Raw genomic sequence first — 20,219 nt, 5'->3', positions numbered from 1 at the left:
GTTCACTAAACGCGGGAGGTCCGGAAGTACGCGCCGGGAGTGACGCCTGTCTCGCGCCGTGCAGAACCGGCTCCTGGCGGAGGTCCTGCGGGTGCTGCGGCCGGGCGGGGTGCTCGTCGGCGCCGACAGCCTGCCGAGCCACACGCTGCACGAGTTCCACGACGCCGACGTCTACAACCCGGTGGAGCCGTCCGCGTTCCTGGTGCGCCTGCAGACGCTCGGATACGTCGACATCACGCTCAGCGTCGGCGACGGCCTGACGTTCAGCGCGCACAAGCCCGCCGTCCGTTCCTGAGGCGGCCCGCTCACCGAAACAGGCGGGCCTGAGGCGGCCGGTGTACCAAGACAGGCGGGCCTGAGGCGGCCCGCTCACCGAGACAGGCGGGCCACCTCAGGAACACCGGCTCAGCGCGAGGCGCGGTTGACCGCGGAGATGATGGCCTTCAGCGAGGCGGTCGTGGTGTTGGCGTCGATGCCCACACCCCACAGCACCTTCCCGTTGACCTCGCACTCCAGGTAGGAGGCCGCCTTGGCGTCGCTGCCCGCGCTCATCGCGTGCTCCACGTAGTCGAGGACCCGCACCTGCATGCCGACGCCCGCGATCGCGTCGATGAACGCCGAGATCGGGCCGTTGCCCTTGCCCTCGATCTCGCGGATCTCGCCGTCGAGCCGCACGTCGGCGCTGATGAGATCCTTGTCGTCGACCGTGGACTCGTGCCGGTGCGCCATCAGGCTCAGGCGGCCCCAGCGGTTGGCCGGGTTGGGCAGGTACTCGTCGCGGAAGATCTCGAACATCGCGGCCGGGCTGATCTCGCCGCCCTCGCTGTCGGTGCGCGCCTGCACGACCTTCGAGAACTCGATCTGCAGCCGGCGCGGCAGGTCGAGCTGGTGGTCGGCCTTCATGATGTACGCCACGCCGCCCTTGCCGGACTGGCTGTTGACCCGGATGACCGCCTCGTAGGTGCGGCCGATGTCCTTCGGGTCGATCGGCAGGTACGGGACCGCCCACGTGAACTCGTCGACCGGCACCCCGGCCGCAGCGGCGTCGCGCTCCAGGTGCTCGAAGCCCTTCTTGATGGCGTCCTGGTGGGAGCCGGAGAAGGCGGTGTAGACCAGCTCGCCGCCCCACGGGTGGCGCGGGTGCACGGGCAGCTGGTTGCAGTATTCGGTGACGCGGCGGATCTCGTCGATGTCACTGAAGTCGATCTCGGGGTCGACGCCCTGGGAGAACAGGTTCATGCCCAGGGTGACCAGGCAGACGTTGCCGGTGCGCTCGCCGTTGCCGAACAGGCAGCCCTCGATGCGGTCGGCGCCGGCCATGTAGCCCAGCTCGGCGGCGGCCACGGCGCTGCCGCGGTCGTTGTGCGGGTGCAGCGACAGGACGATCGAGTCGCGGTGCTTGAGGTTGCGGTGCATCCACTCGATCTGGTCGGCGTAGATGTTGGGGGTGGCCATCTCGACCGTGGCCGGCAGGTTGATGATCACCTTGCGGTCGGGGGTGGGCTGCCACACCTCGTTGACCGCGTCGCACACCTCGACGGCGTACTCCAGCTCGGTGCCGGTGAACGACTCCGGCGAGTACTGGAAGTAGACGTCCACGTCGCTGGCGTCGGCGAGCTTCTTGACCAGCTTGGCGCCCTCGACGGCGATGGCGGTGATGCCGTCCTTGTCCTGGCCGAAGACGACGCGGCGCTGCAGGGTGGAGGTCGAGTTGTACAGGTGGACGATCGCCTGCTTGGCGCCCGCCAGAGACTCGAAGGTGCGCTCGATCAGCTCGGGACGGGCCTGCGTCAGCACCTGGATGACGACGTCGTCGGGGACGCGGCCCTCTTCGATGATCTGCCGGATGAAGTCGAAGTCGGTCTGCGAGGCGGCCGGGAAGCCTACCTCGATCTCCTTGTAGCCCATGCGTACCAGCAGCTCGAACATCTGGAGCTTGCGGTGCGAGTCCATCGGGTCGATCAGGGCCTGGTTGCCGTCACGCAGGTCCACCGCGCACCAGCGGGGCGCCTTGGTGATCACCTTGTCGGGCCAGGTGCGGTCGGTCAGCCGGATCGGCTCGAACGGCTGATAGCGATGGACGGGCATGCGGCTGGGCTGCTGAGCGGTCATGGTGGATGCTCCTCGTCGGTCTCCGGAAAGAAAGCGGCCGACGCGCATGACTCGCTCCGCGGCGAGGGAGCCGGCCTAGAGGCCCCCGCCGCGGCAGCTAAGAAGGAGCCCGCGCAGCATGCCATGCACGCTACCAGACGTCTCGGGATGCACCGCCCACGATCTCAGATTCCGAGACCGGCTCCTTGATCATGAGCACGCCGTCAATCAGCCACCAGCACGCTCAAGCAGGTCACGCAACCTTCAAGCTTCTCGTACTCCGAAATATCCACCTTCGTCACGAAAAATCCGCGCTTTTCGAGCATGACGGCGGTCTGGGGCGCCGACGCGGACATCAGCACCCGATCCTCCCCCAGCACCACCACATGGGCCCCCGCCTCCTCCTCCGGCACCAGCATCCCGGGCAGATCCACGCAGGCCGGATCCCCGATGAGCGTCCCGTCGGGCAGCGCCGTCACCGCCGACTTCAGGTGCAGCACGCCCCGCAGCTCCACGGCCACGATCCGCCGTTCCGGCAGCAGGGCGGTGAGCTGCGCGATGGCCTCGTCGCTGGTGCGGGCCGACCTGCCCACGTACACGGTGGGGCCGACCTGCAGCACGTCGCCGCCGTCGAGCGTGCCGGGCGGCACGATCCGTACGCACTTCATGCCCAGCTCGTGCACGACCCGCGCGACCGACTCCACCTCCGGCCGCCGCTCCGGCGCCCCCGGCCTGGTCAGCACCGCCAGCCGCCCCGACACCACCATGGTGTCCTCCACGAACGGCGCGTCCGGCAGGTCGTCGGCGCGCGGCACGTACACCGGCCGCCAGCCCGCCCCGGCCAGCGCCTCGACGTACGCGTCGTGCTGGGCGGCGGCCCGCTCGTGGTCCACCGGCCTCCGCTCGATATGTGTGACGATTCCCTCGGAGATGCTCGGACCAGGCTTTCTTACCAGCGCCATACCACCCATAGGGCGTGTTCTATCACGCGGTGATTAGAGTCTTGGGCATGCGGGACGACGAGATTCTCACCAGGATCAGCGCGCTGGTCACCGAGGAGCACGAGCTGCGCGACCGGCTGTCCGCCGGTGAGGTGACCTCCGACCAGGAGCACGCGCGCATCAAGGAGCTGGAGACGGCCCTCGACCAGTGCTGGGACCTGCTCAGGCAGCGCCGGGCCAGGCGCGGCGCGGGCGAGGACCCCGACGGCGCCACCGCCCGCCCGGCCGGCGAGGTGGAGAACTACCGCCAGTAGCACCGTCGGCGGTGGAACGACGGAGGAGCGTCGTCGTCGTCGGCGGCGGTAAAACGGCTGGCCACGGCCGGTGGCGGTGCGCTTGGCTAGAGGCATGCGGATCCAGCCCATCACCATCCCCGACCGGCCTGGCGACCCCTCCGACGACGACCTCGTCGAGGGCCTGCACGCGGCGTACGCGACCGGCTACCACGAGGACGCCGGCCCCGTGATCCCGCTCGCCCGGTTCCGCCGCGACATGGGCGCCCACTCGCCCGCCCAGCGGGTCGAAGCGTGCGCCCTCATCGAGGACGGCCAGGTCATCGGCGGCTACTCCCTGGCCTTCCCCCGGCTCGACAACCTCCACACGGCCTGGGTCTTCCCCCTCGTCGTGCACCCCGACCACCGTGGCCGCGGCCTCGGCAGCGCGCTCTTCGAGCACGCCCTCGACCGCGTACGCGCGCACGGCCGTACCCTCCTGCTCACCGAGACTCCCGCCACCGGCACCGGCGCCCGCTTCGCCGCCGCGCACGGCATGGACGTGGCCCTGTCGGAGGCCCGCCGCACCCTCGACCTGCGCAAGGCCGACTGGCCCGCACTGGAGCGCATGATCCCCCAGGTCGAGGGCTACACCCTCGAACGCTGGATCGGCCCCACCCCGCCCCACCTGCTGCCCGACCTCGCGACCCTCCTGAACGGCATGAACGACGCCCCCCGCCACGGCGACGTCGAGGAGCAGAACTTCAGCCTCGAACGCCTGCGCGCCCGCGAGGAGAGCATGCCCGACGTGGGCCAGACCTGCTACACCACGATCGCCCGCCGCGACACCGACGGCGCGCCCGCCGCGTACACGCGCCTCTTCCTCGACATCGGCCGCACCGACGGCTGGGCCCAGCAGAGCGACACGGCGGTGCTGCGCGACCACCGCGGCCACCGCCTCGGCCTGCTGCTCAAGCTCACCAACCTGCTCTGGATGCGCGAGCACGAGCCCCACGTCGAACGCGTCATCACCTGGAACGCCACCACCAACCGCCACATGCTCGCCATCAACGAAGCCATGGGCTTCGAACTCTTCGACGAATGGCACCAGTGGCGGCTCCCTGTGGAGCCGATGGATCATCCGGGCTAACCTGAGCCTCTATGACCTTGGAGGTCCTGAGAGACGGGGATCCGAGCCAGGTGGGGCCCTACACCCTCCTCGCCCGGCTCGGCGAGGGCGGCATGGGCGTCGTCTACCTGGCCCGCGACCCCGCCGGCACCCGGGTCGCCGTCAAGCTCCTGCACGCCCGCATGGACGCCCACCCCGACTTCCGGCGCCGCTTCGCCCGCGAGGTCGCCGCCGCGAAGCGCGTCGCCCGCTTCTGCACCGCCCCCGTCCTCGACGCCGACGTGGACGGCCGGCTCGCCTACCTGGTCACCGAGTACGTCGAGGGCCCCAGCCTCAAACAGCACGTCACCACGTACGGCCCCCTGCGCGGCTCCGCCCTCGACGGCCTCGCCGCCTCCATGGCGATGGCCTTACGCGCCATCCACGGCGCCGGCGTCGTCCACCGCGACCTCAAACCCTCCAACGTCCTCCTCTCCCAGGTCGGCCCCAAGGTCATCGACTTCGGCATAGCCTGGCTCGCCGACGCCGACCTCAGCAGCACCGTCCTGGGAACCCCCGCCTACATGTCCCCGGAGCAAATCTCCGGCGGCCCGGTAGGCCCGGCGTCGGACATCTTCTCGTGGGGCTGCACCGTCGCCTTCGCCGCCGCCGGCACCCCGCCCTTCGGCTCCGGCACCATCCCCACCCTGCTCCTCCGCATCGTCAACGACCCACCCACGTTGACCGGCCTCCCCGGCCCCCTGCACGACCTGGTCCTCGCCGCCCTCCACAAAAACCCCACCGCCCGCCCCACCGCCCAGGCCCTGATGGACCATTTGAGCGTCGGCCCCACAGACGGTGCAGGCGCGCCCGTCATCGGGACCACGGGCGGGGGCAAGGGGCCGAGCGGCGACACGGACCCGAGCGGCACGGGCCCAAGCAGCACGGGCGCAGGCGGCACAGCGGGCACGCCCGGCACCGGCCCGAGCAACGACGAGGGCGCCGGCAACGCAAGCACGACGGGCGCGAGCGTGGCACGCGCAAGCGACGCGAGCACGGCGGGCACGAGTGCGCGCATAGCGGGCACGAGCGACGCAACCACGGCCGGTACAGGCATCGCAGGCACGGGCGGCGGCGCGAAGGGCGCGGGCCTGGCCGGCACGGGCGGCGGAGGCGGAGGCGGCGTGGACGTGCCCTCCGCGAGCGCCCCTCCCGGCGCCGGTGCGGCGAGAGGTGGTACGGCGGAGGGCGGCGCGACGGGGACGGCGGTCAACCGGCGTAAGGTGCTGACCGCCATGGCCGCCCTGGTGGTGGCGGTGGCCGGGGTTTCGGTGGCGCTGGCCCTGCGCGGAGACGGGAAGACCACCACGGCCGACACGTCCACGATGCCACCGGCAGCCGCCACGGCCCAACCCACCCCCGAGAACCCCCTGCGGTCGAAGGGCCCGGTCACGTTCTACGCCCCCGAGGAGCCCGGCGCCGCCAAGCAGGCGGCCCTGTGGAAGGACGACCGCCCGCAGGATGCCGAGCTGATGCGCAAGCTGGCCCAGGTCCCGCACGCGATCCGCCTGGCCCAGCCGGAGGTCAGGTCGAAGGTGGAGACGACGATCGCGGCGGCGGAGCGGGCGGGCGCGGTCCCGGTGTTCCTGGTGAACTACATGCCGGACGCCGAGTGCCGCCCGACCACCACGGACGCGATGCGGACGTACCAGGAGTGGCTGGCCGGCGTGGCCCGCCAGATCGGCTCCGCGAAGGCGGTGGTCATCCTGGAGCCGGGCAGCCTGGTGAAGATGCCGGGCACGGACCAGTGTCCGGACCTCCAGGGCTCGCCGGAGCAGCGGTACAAGGACCTGCGTCAGGCCGTCCAGACTCTGAAGGCGAATCCGCGGACGGCGGTCTATCTGGACGGCAGCCAGGACCACTGGCCGGGCACCGAGATCATGGCCGAGCGCCTGATCAGGGCCGGGGTCGACAGAACGGACGGCTTCTTCCTCAACACGGCCGCCTACCAGAGCACCGCCAACAGCGTCGAGTACGGCAAAGCCCTGTCCGCCTGCATCGCGGTACGTCTCAAGACGGGCGGCACAACGTGCCCGAAGGACGCCACGGTGGACCCGGCGGCCATGCCGCACTTCGTCGTGGACACCAGCCGCAACGGCCAGGGCTCCTGGTCCCCGAAGAAGCACTACGCGGACCCGCAGACGTGGTGCAACCCGCCGGGCCGCGGCGTGGGCGACCGGCCGACGACGGAGACGGGTGAGGAGCTGGTGGACGCGTACCTGTGGATCGCCCGCGCGGGGACGTCGAGCGGAAGGTGCAGGCGCGGCACGGACGGGGAGAAGGATCCGGAGCGCGGCGTGGTGTCGCCGGAGAGCGGCGAGTGGTGGGCGGACCTGGCCCTGGAGCGCGCGAAGAACGCGAACCCGCCGCTCCGCTGAGGCCCGCCTCCGAACGGAATGGCACCCCACTGTTGCGCCGGCGTTAATGCCACGTAAGAAGTCATGTTAAGCGGACGTTAGATATCAGCCCTGCTCCCTTGTCCGGAGCAACCTTCTGGCGTGAGGCTCTGACCAGCGACTACAGCCCCCCAGGAGGTTCCTCGTGAGCAAGGCACGCGTGCCGTGGAAGGCCGTCATCGGCGGCTCCATCGGCAACATGGTCGAGTGGTACGACTGGTTCGTCTACAGCAGTTTCGCCGTCTACTTCGCGGCCTCGTTCTTCCCTGAGGGCAACGACACGGCGAAGCTGCTGAACACCGCGGCCATCTTCGCGGTCGGCTTCTTCATGCGCCCGCTCGGCGGCTGGCTCCTGGGCCGTTACGCGGACAGGAAGGGCCGCAAGGCGGCGCTCACGCTCACGGTGACGCTCATGTCGGCCAGCGCGCTGCTGATCGCGATCGCGCCGACGTACGAGGCGGTCGGCTACTTCGGCGCGCTGGTGCTGGTGGTGGCGCGCCTGCTGCAGGGCCTGTCGGTGGGCGGCGAGTACGCGGCCAGCGCGACGTACCTGACGGAGGCGACCCCGCGCGGCCGCCGCGGCTTCGCCTCCAGTTTCCAGTACGTCTCGATGACCGCGGGCCAGCTCGTCGGCCTGGGCCTGCAGATCATCCTGCAGAACACGATGTCGAAGGAGGCCCTCAGCTCGTACGGCTGGCGCATCCCGTTCATCGTCGGCGCGGCGGCCGCGGCGGTCGTGTTCTACCTGCGCCGCAACCTGCTGGAGACGGAGGCGTACGACGAGGAGGAGCGCGAGAGCGGCAAGGGCCGCGGCACGATCAGGGCGCTGCTGAGCCACAAGAAGGAGGCGTTGCTGGTCATCGCGCTGACGATGGGCGGCACGGTCGCGTACTACACGTACACGACGTACCTCACCAAGTACCTGTCGAACTCCGCGGGCCTGCCCAAGGAGACCGCCACGCTGGTGAGCTTCTGCGCGCTGTTCATCTTCATGTGCCTGCAGCCGCTGGCGGGCGGCCTGTCGGACCGGATCGGGCGCCGGCCGCTGCTGATCACGTTCGGGATCGGGTCGATGCTGGGGACGGTGCCGCTGATGACCGCGCTGGGCGGGGTCGACGGGTTCGGCGGCGGGCTGGTGCTGTCGCTCATCGGGCTGGTCATCGTGACGGGTTACACGTCGATCAACGCGGTGGTGAAGGCCGAGCTGTTCCCGACGAACGTGCGCGCGCTCGGCGTCGCCCTCCCGTACGCGATCGCGAACGCCCTGTTCGGCGGCACCGCCGAGTACGTGGCGCTGTGGTTCAAGGACAACGGCATCGAGTCCGGTTTCTTCTGGTACGTCTCGGGTTGCGCGGCCATCTCGCTCGTCGTCTACCTGACCATGCGGGAAACGAGGGACGTGGCGCTGTCCCGTACCGAGCAGGTCATGGGGGAATCGGTCGCCACCCGCGTCTAACCTGGCGACATGCGAGTTCTGCTGGTCGAGGACGACGATCGGCTCGCCGCCGCCCTCACGAAGGCTCTTGCCCGGCACGGCCATGAGGTCGTCCGGGCGAGCCTGGCCGTCGACGCTCTCCGCCTGGCGGGGGGCGTCGACTTCGTCCTGCTGGATCTGGGGCTGCCCGACATGGACGGCCTGGAGGCGTTGCGCCGGCTGCGCCGGGTGTCGGCGGTGCCGCTGATCGTGGTGACGGCCCGTACCGAGGAGCGGGAGGTGCTGCGCGGCCTGCGCTCGGGGGCCGACGACTACCTGGTCAAGCCGTTCCGCACGGTCGAGCTGATGGCGCGCATGGAGGCGGTGGTGCGGCGGGGCACGCGCCCGCGCCCGCAGCGCGACGACGTGGTGAACGTCGGGGACGTGCGCATCGATCTGGAGGCGCGGCAGGTCACGGTGGCCGGGGAGGCGGTGACGCTGACGCGGCGGGAGTTCGACCTGCTGGCGATGCTGGCGCGCGAGCCGGGCGTGGTGCGCGGCAGGGAGGAGATCCTCGACGAGATCTGGGGCGACCCGCTGCTGTCGGCGTCACGCTCGCTGGACGTGCACGTGGCGAACCTGCGCTCGAAGACCGGCCGCCCCGGCTTGGTGGAGACGTTGCGCGGCACGGGATACCGGCTGGGCTCGACGGCGTGAACGCGCGGCTCGTGGTCACGTTCACGACGCTGATCGTGTTCCTGGTGGCGGCGCTGGCGGTGCCGCTGGGCCTGGCCTACGCCTCGCACCGGACGAACCGGCTGCTGCTCGACCGCCGCGCCGACGCCACCCGCTTCGCGGAGCTGGCCGACCAGGCGGCCCGCGACGACGACCACACGGGGCTGATCGCCGAGATCAACCGCTATGCCGAGCTGTACGGGGCCGCCGTCCGCGTCCGTGACCGCGACGGCTCGCTGCGCCTGTCGGCCGGCAGCTTCGAGTCCGACGACCGGGACGCCCTGCGCCTGGCCCTGTCCGGGCGTACGACGGAGGACCTGCCGACGATCAGCCCGTTCGGCCCGGACACGGTGCTGCTGGCCGAGCCGGCCGGCCGGGACGCGCAGATCTCGGGCGTGGTGCTGCTGCAAGCCCCTACCGACCGGGCACGGCTGGACGTGTCGCTGGTGTGGGGCGCGCTGGCGCTGGGGGCGGTGGTCGCGCTGGCGTACTCGGTGCTGGCGGCCCGGCGGCTGGCCCGCTGGATCCTGCGCCCGGTCACGGAGCTGGACCGCACCACGCAGGCGATCGCGCAGGGCCGGCTGGACGCGCGGGCGCACCCCGGCGTCGGCCCGTCGGAGCTGCGGCGGCTGGAGGAGCGCTTCAACGCGATGGCCGACGCGGTGGCGGGGGCGATGGAGCGGCAGCGGGCGTTCGTCGCCGACGCCTCCCACGAGCTGCGGACGCCGCTCACCGTGCTCGGCCTGCGGCTGGAGAACCTGGAGCCGCATCTGCACGGGGAGGGGACGGCCGAGTTCGAGGAGGCGATGGCGGAGCTGGACCGGCTGGCCCTGCTGGTGGAGGACCTGCTGACGCTGGCGAAGGTGGAGGCGGGCGCGGGCCTGGAGGCCAAGGAGGTCTCGCTGGCTCGGCGCCTGGCGACCTGGCGGGAGGTGTACGCGGCCGCCGGCGTCCGTTTGCTGACGGACATTTCCGAAATATCCACCATCCCGGAGGCCGCGGCCCGGATCGCCGACATCGCCCTCGACAACGCCCAGAAGTTCGTCCCCCAGGGCGGCACGGTCACCGTCACCCTGGAGGACGGCGTCCTGCGCGTGACCGACGACGGCCCCGGCCTCAGCGAGGAGGAACGCGCGGAGGCCCTGGGCCGCTTCTGGCGGTCGGGCGCCCACGCGAACGTGCCGGGCAGCGGCCTCGGCCTGGCCATCGCCGCCGAACTGGCCCGATCGTGCGGCGCCACCCTGAGCCTCCTGCCCGCCTCCCCGCACGGCCTGGTGGTGGAGCTCCGGCTCCCGCCCTGACGTCAGGCCGCGGGAAGGGTCAGGCTGGAGCGGGCGGGGCGTTCCCGCGCGGCGGCCGGGGTGGTGGCGAGGGTGCGCAGCATGGTGTTGCGGCGCTCCAGGGCCTCGAGCGTGGTGGGGAAGAGGGCGGCGTCGCCGGTGCCGACCTGGGCCTGGTTCTCGGTGACGAAGGGGCGGGTGTCGCGTTCGTAGGCAGCGAAGGCCGCGGCGTGGTCGGGGTGTGCCGCCAGGGAGGCGGCCAGCATGTACGCGCCCACCAGCGCCAGGCTGGAGCCCTGCCCGGTCAGGAACGAGGGCGCGTAGGCCGCGTCACCGACGAGCGCGACCTGGCCGTCCGACCAGCGCGGCATGCGGATCTGGCTGACCACGTCGAAGAACAGGTCGTCGGCGTCCCGCATGGCGGCGAGCATGCCGGGGACCTCCCAGCCGGCGCCGGCGAAGACGGCGGCGACCAGGTCCCGCTGGGCCTGCGGGTCGCGGAAGGCGGAGTGCGGCGGCTGGGGGCGGGCGAAGGCCAGCAGGGCGTGCAGCTCGTCGCTGTCGCCGGCGGCGTAGAGGGCGGCGGCCCGGCCCGGGGTGCTCCACAACACGCCCTCGTGGGCGAGCCCGAACGTGTTGGGCACGGTGAAGCCGGCGAAGCAGTAGCCCAGGTAGTGGTGGAAGGGCTCCTCGGGACCGAACGCGAGCCGCCGGGTGTGCGAGTGCAGGCCGTCGGCGCCGATCACCAGGTCGAACGTGCGCCGGCCCCCGCCACGGAAGGCCACGTCCACGCCGTGCTCCGACTGGTGGAGGGTGTCGATGGAGTCCCCGAACAGCAGCTCCACGTCGTCCCTGATCCCCGCGTGGAGGGCGGTGGCCAGGTCGCCCCGGCGTACCTCCAGGTCCTGTCCGGCGACGCCGCCGTCCAGGGCGCGCGGGTCGAGGGAGGCCACCTCGACGCCGTCCGCGTCGAGGAAGGTCAGCTTGCGCGTGTCGACGTGCGCTTCACGCAGCCGGGGCAGGATCCCCATACGCCGGACGACCTCCAGCGCGGTGCCGCGGATGTCGATCGGGTAGCCGCCCGTGCGCAGGCGCTCCGACTTCTCGACCAGGGTGACGGCGAAGCCGTACCTCCGGAGCCAGAACGCGAGCGCGGGGCCGGCGATGCTGGCCCCGGAGATGAGGACGGTGCGGACGTTCATGCCTTGACTCCTTTTTGCATGATGCGGAACACCACAACGGACAGTGCGGTGATGACCCCGGCCACGCCGAAGCCGGCGACGAAGCCCCACTCGGCCGGGACGCCGGAGGCGGGCTCGACGGCGGCGGTCAGGATCGCGCCGGTGACCTGGACGCCCACGGCCGAGCCGATCACGCGGGTGACCAGGACCAGGCTGGTGGCGATGCCGGTGTCGTCCTGATCGACGGCGGCGGTGGTGCTGGAGATCAGCGCCGTGACGCAGACGCCGCCGGCGAGTGCGATCAGCGCCTTGGCGACGACGAGGTGCCAGACCTCCGTGTGCAGGACCGTCAGGCCGAGCAGGGCGGCCGCCATGACGGCGATCCCGGTGACGGTCACGGCACGGGTGCCGAACCGCCGTGCCGCGATCCCGCCGATCGGCCCGCTCGCCGCCGCGGCGACGAGGCTGGGCAGCAGGTACTTCCCGATGTCGGTGGCGCCCGCCGCGAAGCCGTACCCGTCGGCGGGCGCCGCGAGGAGCTGCGTGACGAGGTACGTCGCCACGGACGTGCCCACGCAGACCGCGAAGGTGATCACGCACGAGCTCCACATGCCGGGCACCGCCAGCATGCGCAGGTCGACCATCGGCGCGGCGGCCCGGCGCTCGACGGCCACCCATCGGGTCGCGAGCACGACCACGAGCACCGCGAGGCCGCCGACCAGGAGCGGCTGCGAGATGAGGCTGGGCACCATGGCGAGCAAGGCCATGAGCGCGAGCAACGTGGCGCTCAGCAGGAGCATGCCGGGCCAGTCGATCCTGGCCTCCGAGCGGGCCGGCGGATCGTGCGGCATCAACACGTTCACGAGCAGCGTGGCCACGACGATGGCGAGCGTCGGCAGCGCGAACATCCAGTGCCGCGACAGCCCTTCCGCCACCGGTCCGGCGATCAGCGTCCCGGCCATGCCGCCGCCCATGAACAGCCCGGTCACCAGGCCGATCGCCACCTGGGACTCGCCCGGCGGGAGGTATTTGCGTACCAGGATGAACGACAGGGGCAGCGCGCCCAGCATCGCGCCCTGCAGCACCTGGCCGACCAGCAGCACCGGCAGGTTCGGCGCCAGCGCGGACAGCAGGCCACCGGCCGCGACCACCGCCATCAGCCGGATCAGCACCCGCTTCGCGCCGTAGCGGTCGCCGAGCTTGCCGGCGACGGGCGCGAGGAGGGCGCCGGTGATGAGCAGCATGATGCTGAGCAGGGCACCTTGGGCGGGGCTGAGGGCCAGCTCGCGTTGCAGGAGCGGGAGCGCCGGCGTCACCACCGACTCCAGGGCGGCGGTGGCCACGGCCAGCATGCCGAGGGCGAGGACGGCGGGTCTTCCGATGCGGGGCGGGGCGGCTGTCGACGTACGGGACATGGACGTCCTTTCCGGTTTCGGTTTCCGGGAGCGCGTCAACCACACTACACCGTGCAGTGTAGTTCGTTACACCGATGAGTGTAGCTCCGCTAGGATCCGTGCATGCCGACCACGAAGACGCTGCGTGCAGGTTCCGCCCACAAGCGGACCGCCATCCTGACGGCGGCCCGGGAGCTGTTCCTCACCGACGGCTTCGACCGCACCAGCGTCGACGCGATCGCCGCCCAGGCCGGGGTGTCCAAGCGGACGGTGTACGACTACTTCGGCGACAAGCAGACCCTGCTGCGGGCCGTCCTCGACGCCGTCGGCCAGTCACTGGTCGCCACGATCCGGCGCACCCTCGACGACACCCTCACCGACGTCACCGAGGCCGGGGAGCTGGAGTCCGCCCTGGTGGCGTTCGCGATGCGGATCGCCACCGACATGCTCGGCTCGGCCGAGTACGCGACGCTGCAACGCCTGGCCCAGACCGAATCCGACCACCTGCCGCACCGCGACGACCAGGTCATCACCCACGCCCCCGACGAAGCCCTCGGCGAACGCCTGGCCGCCCTCGCCCGCGCCGGCCTCCTCGACGCCCCCGACCCCCGCCTCGCCGCCGACCACTTCATCGCGCTGACCTTCGGGGTCGCGCTCAACCGGCTCGGCTCGGCCAACGCCGCCGAGGACGATCGCGTCCGACCGCTCGTCATCGAAGGCGTACGGGCGTTCCTGCGCGCGTACCGTCAGCAGACGTGACCTCTTCATCGCGGCTTCTTGCCGACCTGGCCCGCGCCGGGAACATCGCCGCCCTGCGCCAAGCCTTGCCGCCCTGGTCGGCTCTCCTCCCCGAGGCCGATGTCGAGGCGATGCTCGGCGAGCTGGTGGACACGGCCCGCGCGGCCGCCACGCCGGAGACTCTGGCGCTGCTGCTGGCCCAGTGGCGGCACAGTGCCGAGATCCACGCCGACCCGGCCCTGCACGCCGTCCTCACCCGCGAGCCCGAAGGCGACCTCGGCGCCGTCCCGCGCCCGGCCGGTCAGCCGTACACGGAGCGGTAGTAGCGGGCCGCGCCCGGATGCAGCGGCACGACGCCGGTGCCGATCGCGTAGCGCTCGTCGAGCCGGCCGCCCGGGGCCGACGGGGCTTGGAGGCGGTCGCGGGCGCGGAACAGGGTCTCGGTGATCGTGTACGCCAGGTCGGCGGGGAGCGAGCCCCGGCACATCAGGTAGCTGGGGGTCCCCACCGTGCGTACGGTCCTGGCGCCCCCGTACGTGCCCGCCGGCACGGACGCGTCCTCGTACACGGGCCCGAACCGCCGCCGCAGCACCGGCACCAGCGTCTCCAGCGACACCAGCCGCACGTCGTCGCGCGCGGCCAGGGCAGGGGTGGGCACGCCGCCGGACCAGAAGAACGCTTCGATGCGCCCGCCGCGCAGCGCCTCGATGGAGGCGTCGAGGTCGAGCCGGGCGACGGTGGGCGGCGTGCCGAGCGAGGCCGCGGCCAGGATGCGCGTCGCGGTCACCGCCGTCCCCGACCCTTCGACGCCGATGGAGACGGCCTTGCCCGCGAGCTGCCGCACGGTGGTGATCACCGAGTCCTTGGCGACGACCAGATGCACGTAGTTGAGGTACATCCGGGCCAGCGCGGCGACGGGCTGGTGCCGTACGCGTACCGCGTCGTCGGCGGTGTCGGCCAGCGCGAACCCCGCGTCCGCGCGCCCGTCCGTCATCATCGTGAGGTTCTGCACGCTCGCGGCGGTGGGGATCTCCCGCACGCGCATCCCGCCGCGCCGCAGCTCCTGCGCGAGCCGGTCCCCCAGCTCCCGGTACGGCCCGCCGGCCAGCCCCGTCGCCAGCCGCAGCTCGAACGAGGCGTCCTCGGACCCCGAGCACCCGGCCACCGCGAGCGCGGCGAGCCCGAGCAGGGTGCGGCGGGATATAGGCATGAATTCACGTTAGCCGGTGGAACAGAATGGACGATGTGACGACCGCACGCCTGCGCATCGCCCCAGAGCTGAGGATGTTCCTGCCCGCGAGCCGCCGCCACGAGTGGCAGGAGGTGACCCCCGACCGCACCTCCACGCTCGGCCATCACGTCGAGTCGGTCGGCGTCCCGCTGACGGAGGTGGGCCCCATGCTGCTCGACGGCCGGGGCGTGCCCCCGTCGTACCAGCTCACGCCGGGCGACGTGGTGGACGTGCAGCCGGTCCCCCGCCCCCAGCCGCTCCCCGACGAGCCCCGCTTCCTCCTCGACGTGCACCTCGGCACGCTGGCCCGGCGGCTGCGCCTGCTCGGCATCGACACCGCCTACCACAACGACATGGACGACCCGGCGCTGGTGGTGCAGGCCAACGAGGAGCGGCGCGTGCTCCTCACCCAGGACCGCGGCCTGCTGCGCCGCCGCGCGCTGTGGCTTGGCGCGTACGTGCGCGGCTCCGCCCCGGCCGACCAGCTCCGCGACCTCCTCGAACGCTTCGCCCCGCCCCTGCGCCCGTGGACGCGCTGCACCGCCTGCAACGGCGTGCTCGTGCCCGTCACGAAGGACGAGGTCGAGCCTGTGCTGGAGGACGGGACGCGGCGCAGCTACGACGCGTACGGCCGGTGCGCGTCGTGCGGGCAGGTGTACTGGCACGGCGCGCACAGCGGCCACCTTGAGGAGATCGTGCGGTCGGCGCGGGCCTGGGTGTCGTGACCGTCAGGCCGAGCTCGTCCGGCTTCGGCGCCGTGCCGGCCCCCGACCACCAGCTCTAAACGGCCAGCAGCCGCCGTACCTCCTCCTGCTGGAGATCGTCGGCCACACCGGTCCGCACGACCCGGCCGCCGTCCAGGATGACGAACGTGTCGGCCAGTCGCAGCGCGATGTCCAGGTACTGCTCCACCAGCAGCACCGCCAGCCCGGCCCCGTGCAACCGCTCGATGGCGGCCTCGATCTCCAGGATGATCGACGGCTGGATGCCTTCCGTGGGCTCGTCGAGGATGAGCATCCGGGGCCGTGTCACCAGGGCCCGCGCCATGGCGAGCTGTTGTTGCTGACCGCCCGACAGGTGCCCGGCACTCCGCTTGAGCAGCGCCCCCAACGCCGGAAAAAGATCAAGGGCCTCGTCGATGGCGGAGCGGGGCTGGCCGGCGGCCTCGACGGTCACCAGCAGGTTGCCGAGGACGGACAGTTGCGGGAAGCACTGGTGGCCCTGCGGGACGTAGCCCATGCCGAGCCGTACCCGTTCGTGCGGTTTGAGGCGGGTGACGTCGCGGCCGTCGAAGGTGACGGTGCCGGCCGTGGCCGGGAGCACCCCCATGATGGTGTTGAGCAGCGTGGTCTTGCCGACCCCGTTGCGTCCCATGACGCACACGAGCTGCCCGGGTCCCACCTCCAGTGAGACCCCGAACAGCACCCGCGCCCGCCCGTACCCTGACTCAAGGCCGGTTACCGACAGCATCCTCGGCCTTCCTCCTCCCCAGGTAGACCTCCTGCACGCGGGGGTCGGCGCTGACCTGGTCGACCGAGCCCTCCACGAGCACCTTGCCCTCGTGCAGCACGGTCACCGTCGAGGCGTGCCGCCGCAGGAATTCCATGTCGTGCTCGACCACGATCACCGTGTGGTCGTCGGCGATCTCGGTGAGCAGTTCGCCCGTACGCTCGCGCTCGTCCTTGGACATGCCGGCCACCGGCTCGTCCAGGAGCAGCAGCTTGGGCCGCTGCGCCAGCAGCATGCCGATCTCGAGCCACTGCCGCTGGCCGTGGGAGAGAACGCCCGCTGAACGCTCGGCGAGGTCTTCGAGACCAGTCCTGGTCAGGGCCTGCTCGACGGCTTCCGAGATGCCGCGCCGCCGGCGGGCCAGGGACCACAGGGGTTGCCGGAAGGTGGCGGCCAGGTCGAGGTTCTCGATCACGGTGAGCTCCTCGAACACGACCGATGTCTGGAACGTGCGGCCCACGCCCAGCCGGACGATCTGGTGCTCCTTCCGCCCGACGAGGTCGAGGCCGCCGAAGCGCACGCTGCCCCCGGCGGGCTTCGTCAAACCGGTGATGACGTCGATGAGGGTGGTCTTTCCGGCGCCGTTGGGGCCGATGAGGAAGCGCAGCTCCCCTTCTGGCACGGTCAGGTTCACGCCGTCGAGGGCGCGGAACCCGTCGAAGACGACCTGGACGTCACGTAGTTCGAGCACGGCGCAACCTCCCGACGACGCCCACGATGCCCTTCGGGGCCAGCGTCATGACCAGGATGAACAGGGCCCCTTGCAGGTAGAGCCAGCCGTCGGCGAACTGCTCGCTGAACGCCGTCTTGGCGTACCCCATGACGACCGCCCCGAGCACGGCGCCGGCCAGCGCGTGCCGGCCGCCGACGGCCACGGCGACGACCAGCTCCAGTGACGGGACGACGCCGAGCAGCGCGGGCGAGATGATGCCGACGACGGGCACGAACAGGGCGCCGGCGAGCCCGGCCATGCCGGCCGAGGCGGCGAAGGTGACGGTCTTGACGAGGGCGGGGTCGTAGCCGAGGAAACGTACCCGGTCCTCGCCGTCGCGGACGGCGACGAGCAGCCGCCCGTACCGGCTGTGCACGAGCTGCCGCGTGGCCAGGTACAGGATCCCCAGCACGGACGCGACCACCAGGTAGAGGCCGCGCTGCGTGGAGTCGTCGGCGAGGTCCTGGCCGAACAGCTCGAAGAAGTTCGTCATGCCGTTGGTGCCGCCGGTCAGGCCCTGCTGGCCGACGAGGAGGATGACCATGGCGGCGGCCAGTGCCTGGGTGAGGATCGCGAAGTACGCCCCGCGTACGCGCTGCCGGAACACCAGCGTGCCGAGCAGCACCGCGAGCAGCACGGGCCCGAGCACGGCCATGCCGACGGCGAAGACCGGGTTGGCGAACGGCGCCCACAGCGCGGGCAGCTTCTCGACCCCGCTCCACACCATGAAGTCGGGCAGCCCGCCCGGCCCGGCCTCGTTGAGCTTGAGGTACATGGCCATGGAGTAGCCGCCGAGCCCGAAGAAGACGCCCTGCCCGAGGGTGAGCATGCCGCCCTGCCCCCAGGCGAGCCCGATCCCGAGCGCGACGATCGCGTAGCACAGGTACTTGGCGAGCAGCCCCAGCCGGAACGGCTCCAGCAGCAGCGGCGCCGCGACGAGCGCGATCACCGCCACGGTCGCGAAGGGCAGATGTCTCTTGATCACGTCAGCACCCTCGACCTCAGCACGAACATGCCCTGCGGCCGCACTTGCAGGAACGCGATGATCACCGCGAAGACGATCACCTTGGCGAGCGACGCGTCGGACCAGAACTCGGCGTAGGAGTTCAGCAGCCCCAGCGCGACGGCCGCGAGCACCGCCCCGCGCAGCTGCCCGAGCCCGCCGGCCACGACGACGAGGAAGGCGTCCACGATGTAGTACGTCCCGAGCGCCGGCCCGACCGGCCCGATGAGCGTCAGCGCCACCCCGGCCACCCCGGCCAGGCCGGAGCCGATGAAGAACGTCAGCATGTCCACCCGCCCGGTGTCGATGCCGCTGGTGGCGGCGAGCTGCCGGTTCTGGACGACGGCCTGCGTCCGCCGCCCCAGCCCGGTCCGCGTGAGGTAGACCCACACGGCCACCACGCCCGCCACCGCGAGCCCCATGATGAACAGCCGGTTGTACGGCAGGATCCCCACCCCGCCCGCCAGCCACGACGGCGCCGGCACCTGCACGTTCGGCGCCCCGAACAGGTCGCGGGCGAGCTGCTGCAGCACGAGGCTGACGCCCCAGGTGAGCAGCAGCGTGTCCAGGGGCCGCCCGTAGAAGTGCCGGATCGCGGCCCGCTCCAGGATCAGCCCCATGACCCCGGCGACGAGGAACGCCACCGGCAGCGCCGGCAGCAGTCCCCCCATCAGGTACGCGGTGTAGGCCCCGGCCATGATGAACTCGCCGTGCGCCATGTTGATCACGCCCATCTGGCCGAACGTGAACGTCAGCCCGAGCGCGATCAGCAGCAGCACCGCCCCGATCGACAGCCCGATGGGCAGCTGGTTGAGAAAGGCGGCCATCACTGCCCCGCCGCCAGGCCGGCCGCCCACGGATACCCCTTGAGGTAGGGGTCCGGCTTGATCGGCTTGCCGGAGTCCCACACCTGCTTGATGAGGCCGTCCGGCTGGATGATGCCGATGCGGGCGGTCTTGTACATGTGCTGGTTCTCGCCGTCGATGGTGACCAGGCCTTCGGGACGTTCGAGCGCGATGCCGGGCGCGGCCTTCTTGACCGCCGCGACGTCGGTGCTGCCCGCCTTCTTGACGGCCTCGGCCCACAGGTAGACGGCGTTGTAGCCGGCCTCCATGGGGTCGGAGGTGACCTTGTTCGCGCCGTACTTCGCCTTGTACGCCTTCACGAACGCCTCGTTGGCCGGCGTCTCGGTGGTCTGGTAGTAGTTCCAGGCGACGGGGTGGCCGGCGATGTTGTCCACGCCGATGCCGGTGACCTCCTCCTCGGCGACGCTCACCGACAGCACCGGCATGGCCTCGGCCGTCGCTCCGGCGCTCTTGAGCTGCTTGAAGAAGGCCACGTTGGAGTCGCCGTTGAGGGTGTTGAAGACGGCGTCGGGCTTGGCCTGCACGACCTTGTTGACCAACGTCGAGTATTCGGTGTGGCCCAACGGGGTGTACTCCTCGCCGAGGATCTCCATCCCGTTCGCCGCCGCGTACGCCTTGATGATCTTGTTCGCGGTCCGCGGGAAGACGTAGTCGCTGCCCACCAGGAACAACTTCTTCTTCCCCTGCTCCTTCAGGTAGTCGAGCCCGGGGATGATCTGCTGGTTCGTGGTCGCGCCGGTGTAGAAGATGTACGGCGAGCTCTCCAGCCCCTCGTACTGCACCGGATACCACAGCAGCGCCTTGTACCGCTCGAACACCGGTAGCATCGCCTTCCTGCTGGCCGACGTCCAGCCGCCGAAGACGGTGGCCACCTTGTCCTGCCTGATCAGCTTCGTGGCCTTCTCCGCGAACGTGGGCCAGTCGGAGGCCCCGTCCTCCACCACCGGCACGAGCTTCTTGCCGAGCACACCCCCGGCCTTGTTGATCTCTTCGATGGCGAGCAGCTCCGCGTCGCGCACGGTGACCTCGCTGATCGCCATCGTGCCGCTGAGGGAGTGCAGGAGGCCGACCTTGATCTCGCTTGAGGAGGCGGCGGGTTCGGCGCCGGATCCGCAGGCCGCCAGGGCCAGGGCGAGCAGCGCGGCGACAATCGGACGGGAGATGCGCACAGGAGTTCCTTCCTGCCGACCGGTTCTGCGAGAAAGGTGACTCCGGGACATTTCACTTGAAGATCCCGTTTGTTAATTGGCTATTGCCGGACGTTCACAAAGACACGGGAAATTCATCC

General features: G+C 71.3%; 20 protein-coding genes. 10 read left to right on the top strand and 10 right to left on the bottom strand.

The window, feature by feature from the left end:
- The first annotated feature begins 58 nt into the window (after positions 1 to 58).
- Positions 59 to 295 (top strand): hypothetical protein, encoded by a 237-nt coding sequence (locus tag HCN51_RS10860; RefSeq protein WP_168009285.1) that lies wholly within the window; start codon positions 59 to 61, stop codon positions 293 to 295.
- Between the two features lie 110 nt (positions 296 to 405).
- On the opposite strand, the gene leuA is transcribed toward HCN51_RS10860, so the two are convergent.
- Together leuA and ddaH are read right to left on the bottom strand one after the other, a co-directional pair.
- A complete protein-coding gene (gene leuA, locus HCN51_RS10855) occupies positions 406 to 2,112 on the bottom strand; it encodes a 2-isopropylmalate synthase (RefSeq protein WP_168009283.1) in 1,707 nt (568 codons plus the stop codon).
- A 203-nt stretch (positions 2,113 to 2,315) separates the two neighbouring features.
- The gene (gene ddaH, locus HCN51_RS10850) at positions 2,316 to 3,053 is read right to left on the bottom strand and encodes a dimethylargininase (RefSeq protein ID WP_346433602.1); all 738 of its coding nucleotides are present in this window, start codon (positions 3,051 to 3,053) and stop codon (positions 2,316 to 2,318) included.
- Positions 3,054 to 3,100: 47 nt separating this feature from the next.
- Here ddaH and HCN51_RS10845 point away from each other — a divergent pair, with 47 nt between their 5' ends.
- The 6 genes from HCN51_RS10845 (at position 3,101) to HCN51_RS61240 (ending at position 10,318) form a co-directional block, all read left to right on the top strand.
- On the top strand, positions 3,101 to 3,346 hold the full coding sequence (locus HCN51_RS10845; RefSeq protein ID WP_080041915.1) for a DUF2630 family protein: 246 nt from the start codon (positions 3,101 to 3,103) through the stop codon (positions 3,344 to 3,346).
- A gap of 94 nt (positions 3,347 to 3,440) precedes the next feature.
- Positions 3,441 to 4,454, top strand: coding sequence for a GNAT family N-acetyltransferase (locus HCN51_RS10840; RefSeq protein WP_168009279.1), 1,014 nt, complete (start codon positions 3,441 to 3,443; stop codon positions 4,452 to 4,454).
- Positions 4,455 to 4,465: 11 nt separating this feature from the next.
- Positions 4,466 to 6,850: a glycoside hydrolase family 6 protein gene (locus tag HCN51_RS10835; RefSeq protein WP_168009277.1), complete on the top strand. Its 2,385-nt coding sequence runs from the start codon at positions 4,466 to 4,468 to the stop codon at positions 6,848 to 6,850.
- Positions 6,851 to 7,013: 163 nt separating this feature from the next.
- A complete protein-coding gene (locus tag HCN51_RS10830) occupies positions 7,014 to 8,324 on the top strand; it encodes an MFS transporter (RefSeq protein ID WP_346433601.1) in 1,311 nt (436 codons plus the stop codon).
- A 9-nt stretch (positions 8,325 to 8,333) separates the two neighbouring features.
- Positions 8,334 to 8,999, top strand: coding sequence for a response regulator transcription factor (locus tag HCN51_RS10825; protein WP_080041918.1), 666 nt, complete (start codon positions 8,334 to 8,336; stop codon positions 8,997 to 8,999).
- Positions 8,996 to 10,318, top strand: coding sequence for an ATP-binding protein (locus tag HCN51_RS61240; protein ID WP_168009275.1), 1,323 nt, complete (start codon positions 8,996 to 8,998; stop codon positions 10,316 to 10,318). Before HCN51_RS10825 ends, HCN51_RS61240 begins: the two co-directional genes overlap by 4 nt.
- 2 nt (positions 10,319 to 10,320) lie before the next feature.
- On the opposite strand, the gene HCN51_RS10815 is transcribed toward HCN51_RS61240, so the two are convergent.
- Together HCN51_RS10815 and HCN51_RS10810 are read right to left on the bottom strand one after the other, a co-directional pair.
- Positions 10,321 to 11,499: an FAD-dependent monooxygenase gene (locus tag HCN51_RS10815; protein WP_168009273.1), complete on the bottom strand. Its 1,179-nt coding sequence runs from the start codon at positions 11,497 to 11,499 to the stop codon at positions 10,321 to 10,323.
- Entirely contained in the window at positions 11,496 to 12,893 is a 1,398-nt protein-coding gene (locus HCN51_RS10810) for an MFS transporter (protein WP_168009271.1), read from the bottom strand. Before HCN51_RS10810 ends, HCN51_RS10815 begins: the two co-directional genes overlap by 4 nt.
- A 102-nt stretch (positions 12,894 to 12,995) precedes the next feature.
- On the opposite strand from HCN51_RS10810, the gene HCN51_RS10805 reads away from it, so the two are divergent.
- Together HCN51_RS10805 and HCN51_RS10800 are read left to right on the top strand one after the other, a co-directional pair.
- Complete coding sequence (locus tag HCN51_RS10805; RefSeq protein WP_168009269.1) at positions 12,996 to 13,631, top strand: TetR/AcrR family transcriptional regulator; 636 nt, start codon at positions 12,996 to 12,998, stop codon at positions 13,629 to 13,631.
- Positions 13,628 to 13,933, top strand: coding sequence for a hypothetical protein (locus HCN51_RS10800; protein ID WP_168009267.1), 306 nt, complete (start codon positions 13,628 to 13,630; stop codon positions 13,931 to 13,933). Before HCN51_RS10805 ends, HCN51_RS10800 begins: the two co-directional genes overlap by 4 nt.
- Here HCN51_RS10800 and HCN51_RS10795 read toward each other — a convergent pair.
- Positions 13,912 to 14,820, bottom strand: a complete 909-nt coding sequence (locus tag HCN51_RS10795; RefSeq protein WP_206066840.1) for a TAXI family TRAP transporter solute-binding subunit — start codon at positions 14,818 to 14,820, stop codon at positions 13,912 to 13,914. The two genes, HCN51_RS10800 and HCN51_RS10795, sit on opposite strands and share 22 nt — an antisense overlap.
- A gap of 26 nt (positions 14,821 to 14,846) precedes the next feature.
- Between HCN51_RS10795 and HCN51_RS10790 the strand changes: the two genes are divergently transcribed.
- Entirely contained in the window at positions 14,847 to 15,566 is a 720-nt protein-coding gene (locus HCN51_RS10790; protein ID WP_168009265.1) for a Mut7-C RNAse domain-containing protein, read from the top strand.
- A 55-nt stretch (positions 15,567 to 15,621) separates the two neighbouring features.
- On the opposite strand, the gene urtE is transcribed toward HCN51_RS10790, so the two are convergent.
- From urtE to urtA, 5 genes are read right to left on the bottom strand one after another with little or no spacing between them, the layout of a single operon-like run.
- The gene (gene urtE, locus HCN51_RS10785; RefSeq protein ID WP_168009263.1) at positions 15,622 to 16,311 is read right to left on the bottom strand and encodes an urea ABC transporter ATP-binding subunit UrtE; all 690 of its coding nucleotides are present in this window, start codon (positions 16,309 to 16,311) and stop codon (positions 15,622 to 15,624) included.
- Entirely contained in the window at positions 16,289 to 17,041 is a 753-nt protein-coding gene (gene urtD, locus HCN51_RS10780; RefSeq protein ID WP_168009261.1) for an urea ABC transporter ATP-binding protein UrtD, read from the bottom strand. Before urtD ends, urtE begins: the two co-directional genes overlap by 23 nt.
- On the bottom strand, positions 17,025 to 18,047 hold the full coding sequence (urtC, locus tag HCN51_RS10775; protein WP_168009258.1) for an urea ABC transporter permease subunit UrtC: 1,023 nt from the start codon (positions 18,045 to 18,047) through the stop codon (positions 17,025 to 17,027). The genes urtD and urtC overlap by 17 nt, the downstream gene beginning before the upstream one ends.
- Positions 18,044 to 18,892: an urea ABC transporter permease subunit UrtB gene (gene urtB, locus HCN51_RS10770; RefSeq protein ID WP_080047129.1), complete on the bottom strand. Its 849-nt coding sequence runs from the start codon at positions 18,890 to 18,892 to the stop codon at positions 18,044 to 18,046. The genes urtC and urtB overlap by 4 nt, the downstream gene beginning before the upstream one ends.
- The gene (urtA, locus tag HCN51_RS10765; protein WP_168009256.1) at positions 18,892 to 20,100 is read right to left on the bottom strand and encodes an urea ABC transporter substrate-binding protein; all 1,209 of its coding nucleotides are present in this window, start codon (positions 20,098 to 20,100) and stop codon (positions 18,892 to 18,894) included. The genes urtB and urtA overlap by 1 nt, the downstream gene beginning before the upstream one ends.
- Positions 20,101 to 20,219 lie beyond the last annotated feature (119 nt).

The sequence above is a fragment of the Nonomuraea composti genome (genome assembly GCF_012034275.1).
GTDB classification, from domain to species: Bacteria; Actinomycetota; Actinomycetes; order Streptosporangiales; family Streptosporangiaceae; genus Nonomuraea; species Nonomuraea composti.
This window is presented reverse-complemented; position numbering and strand designations above follow the sequence as displayed.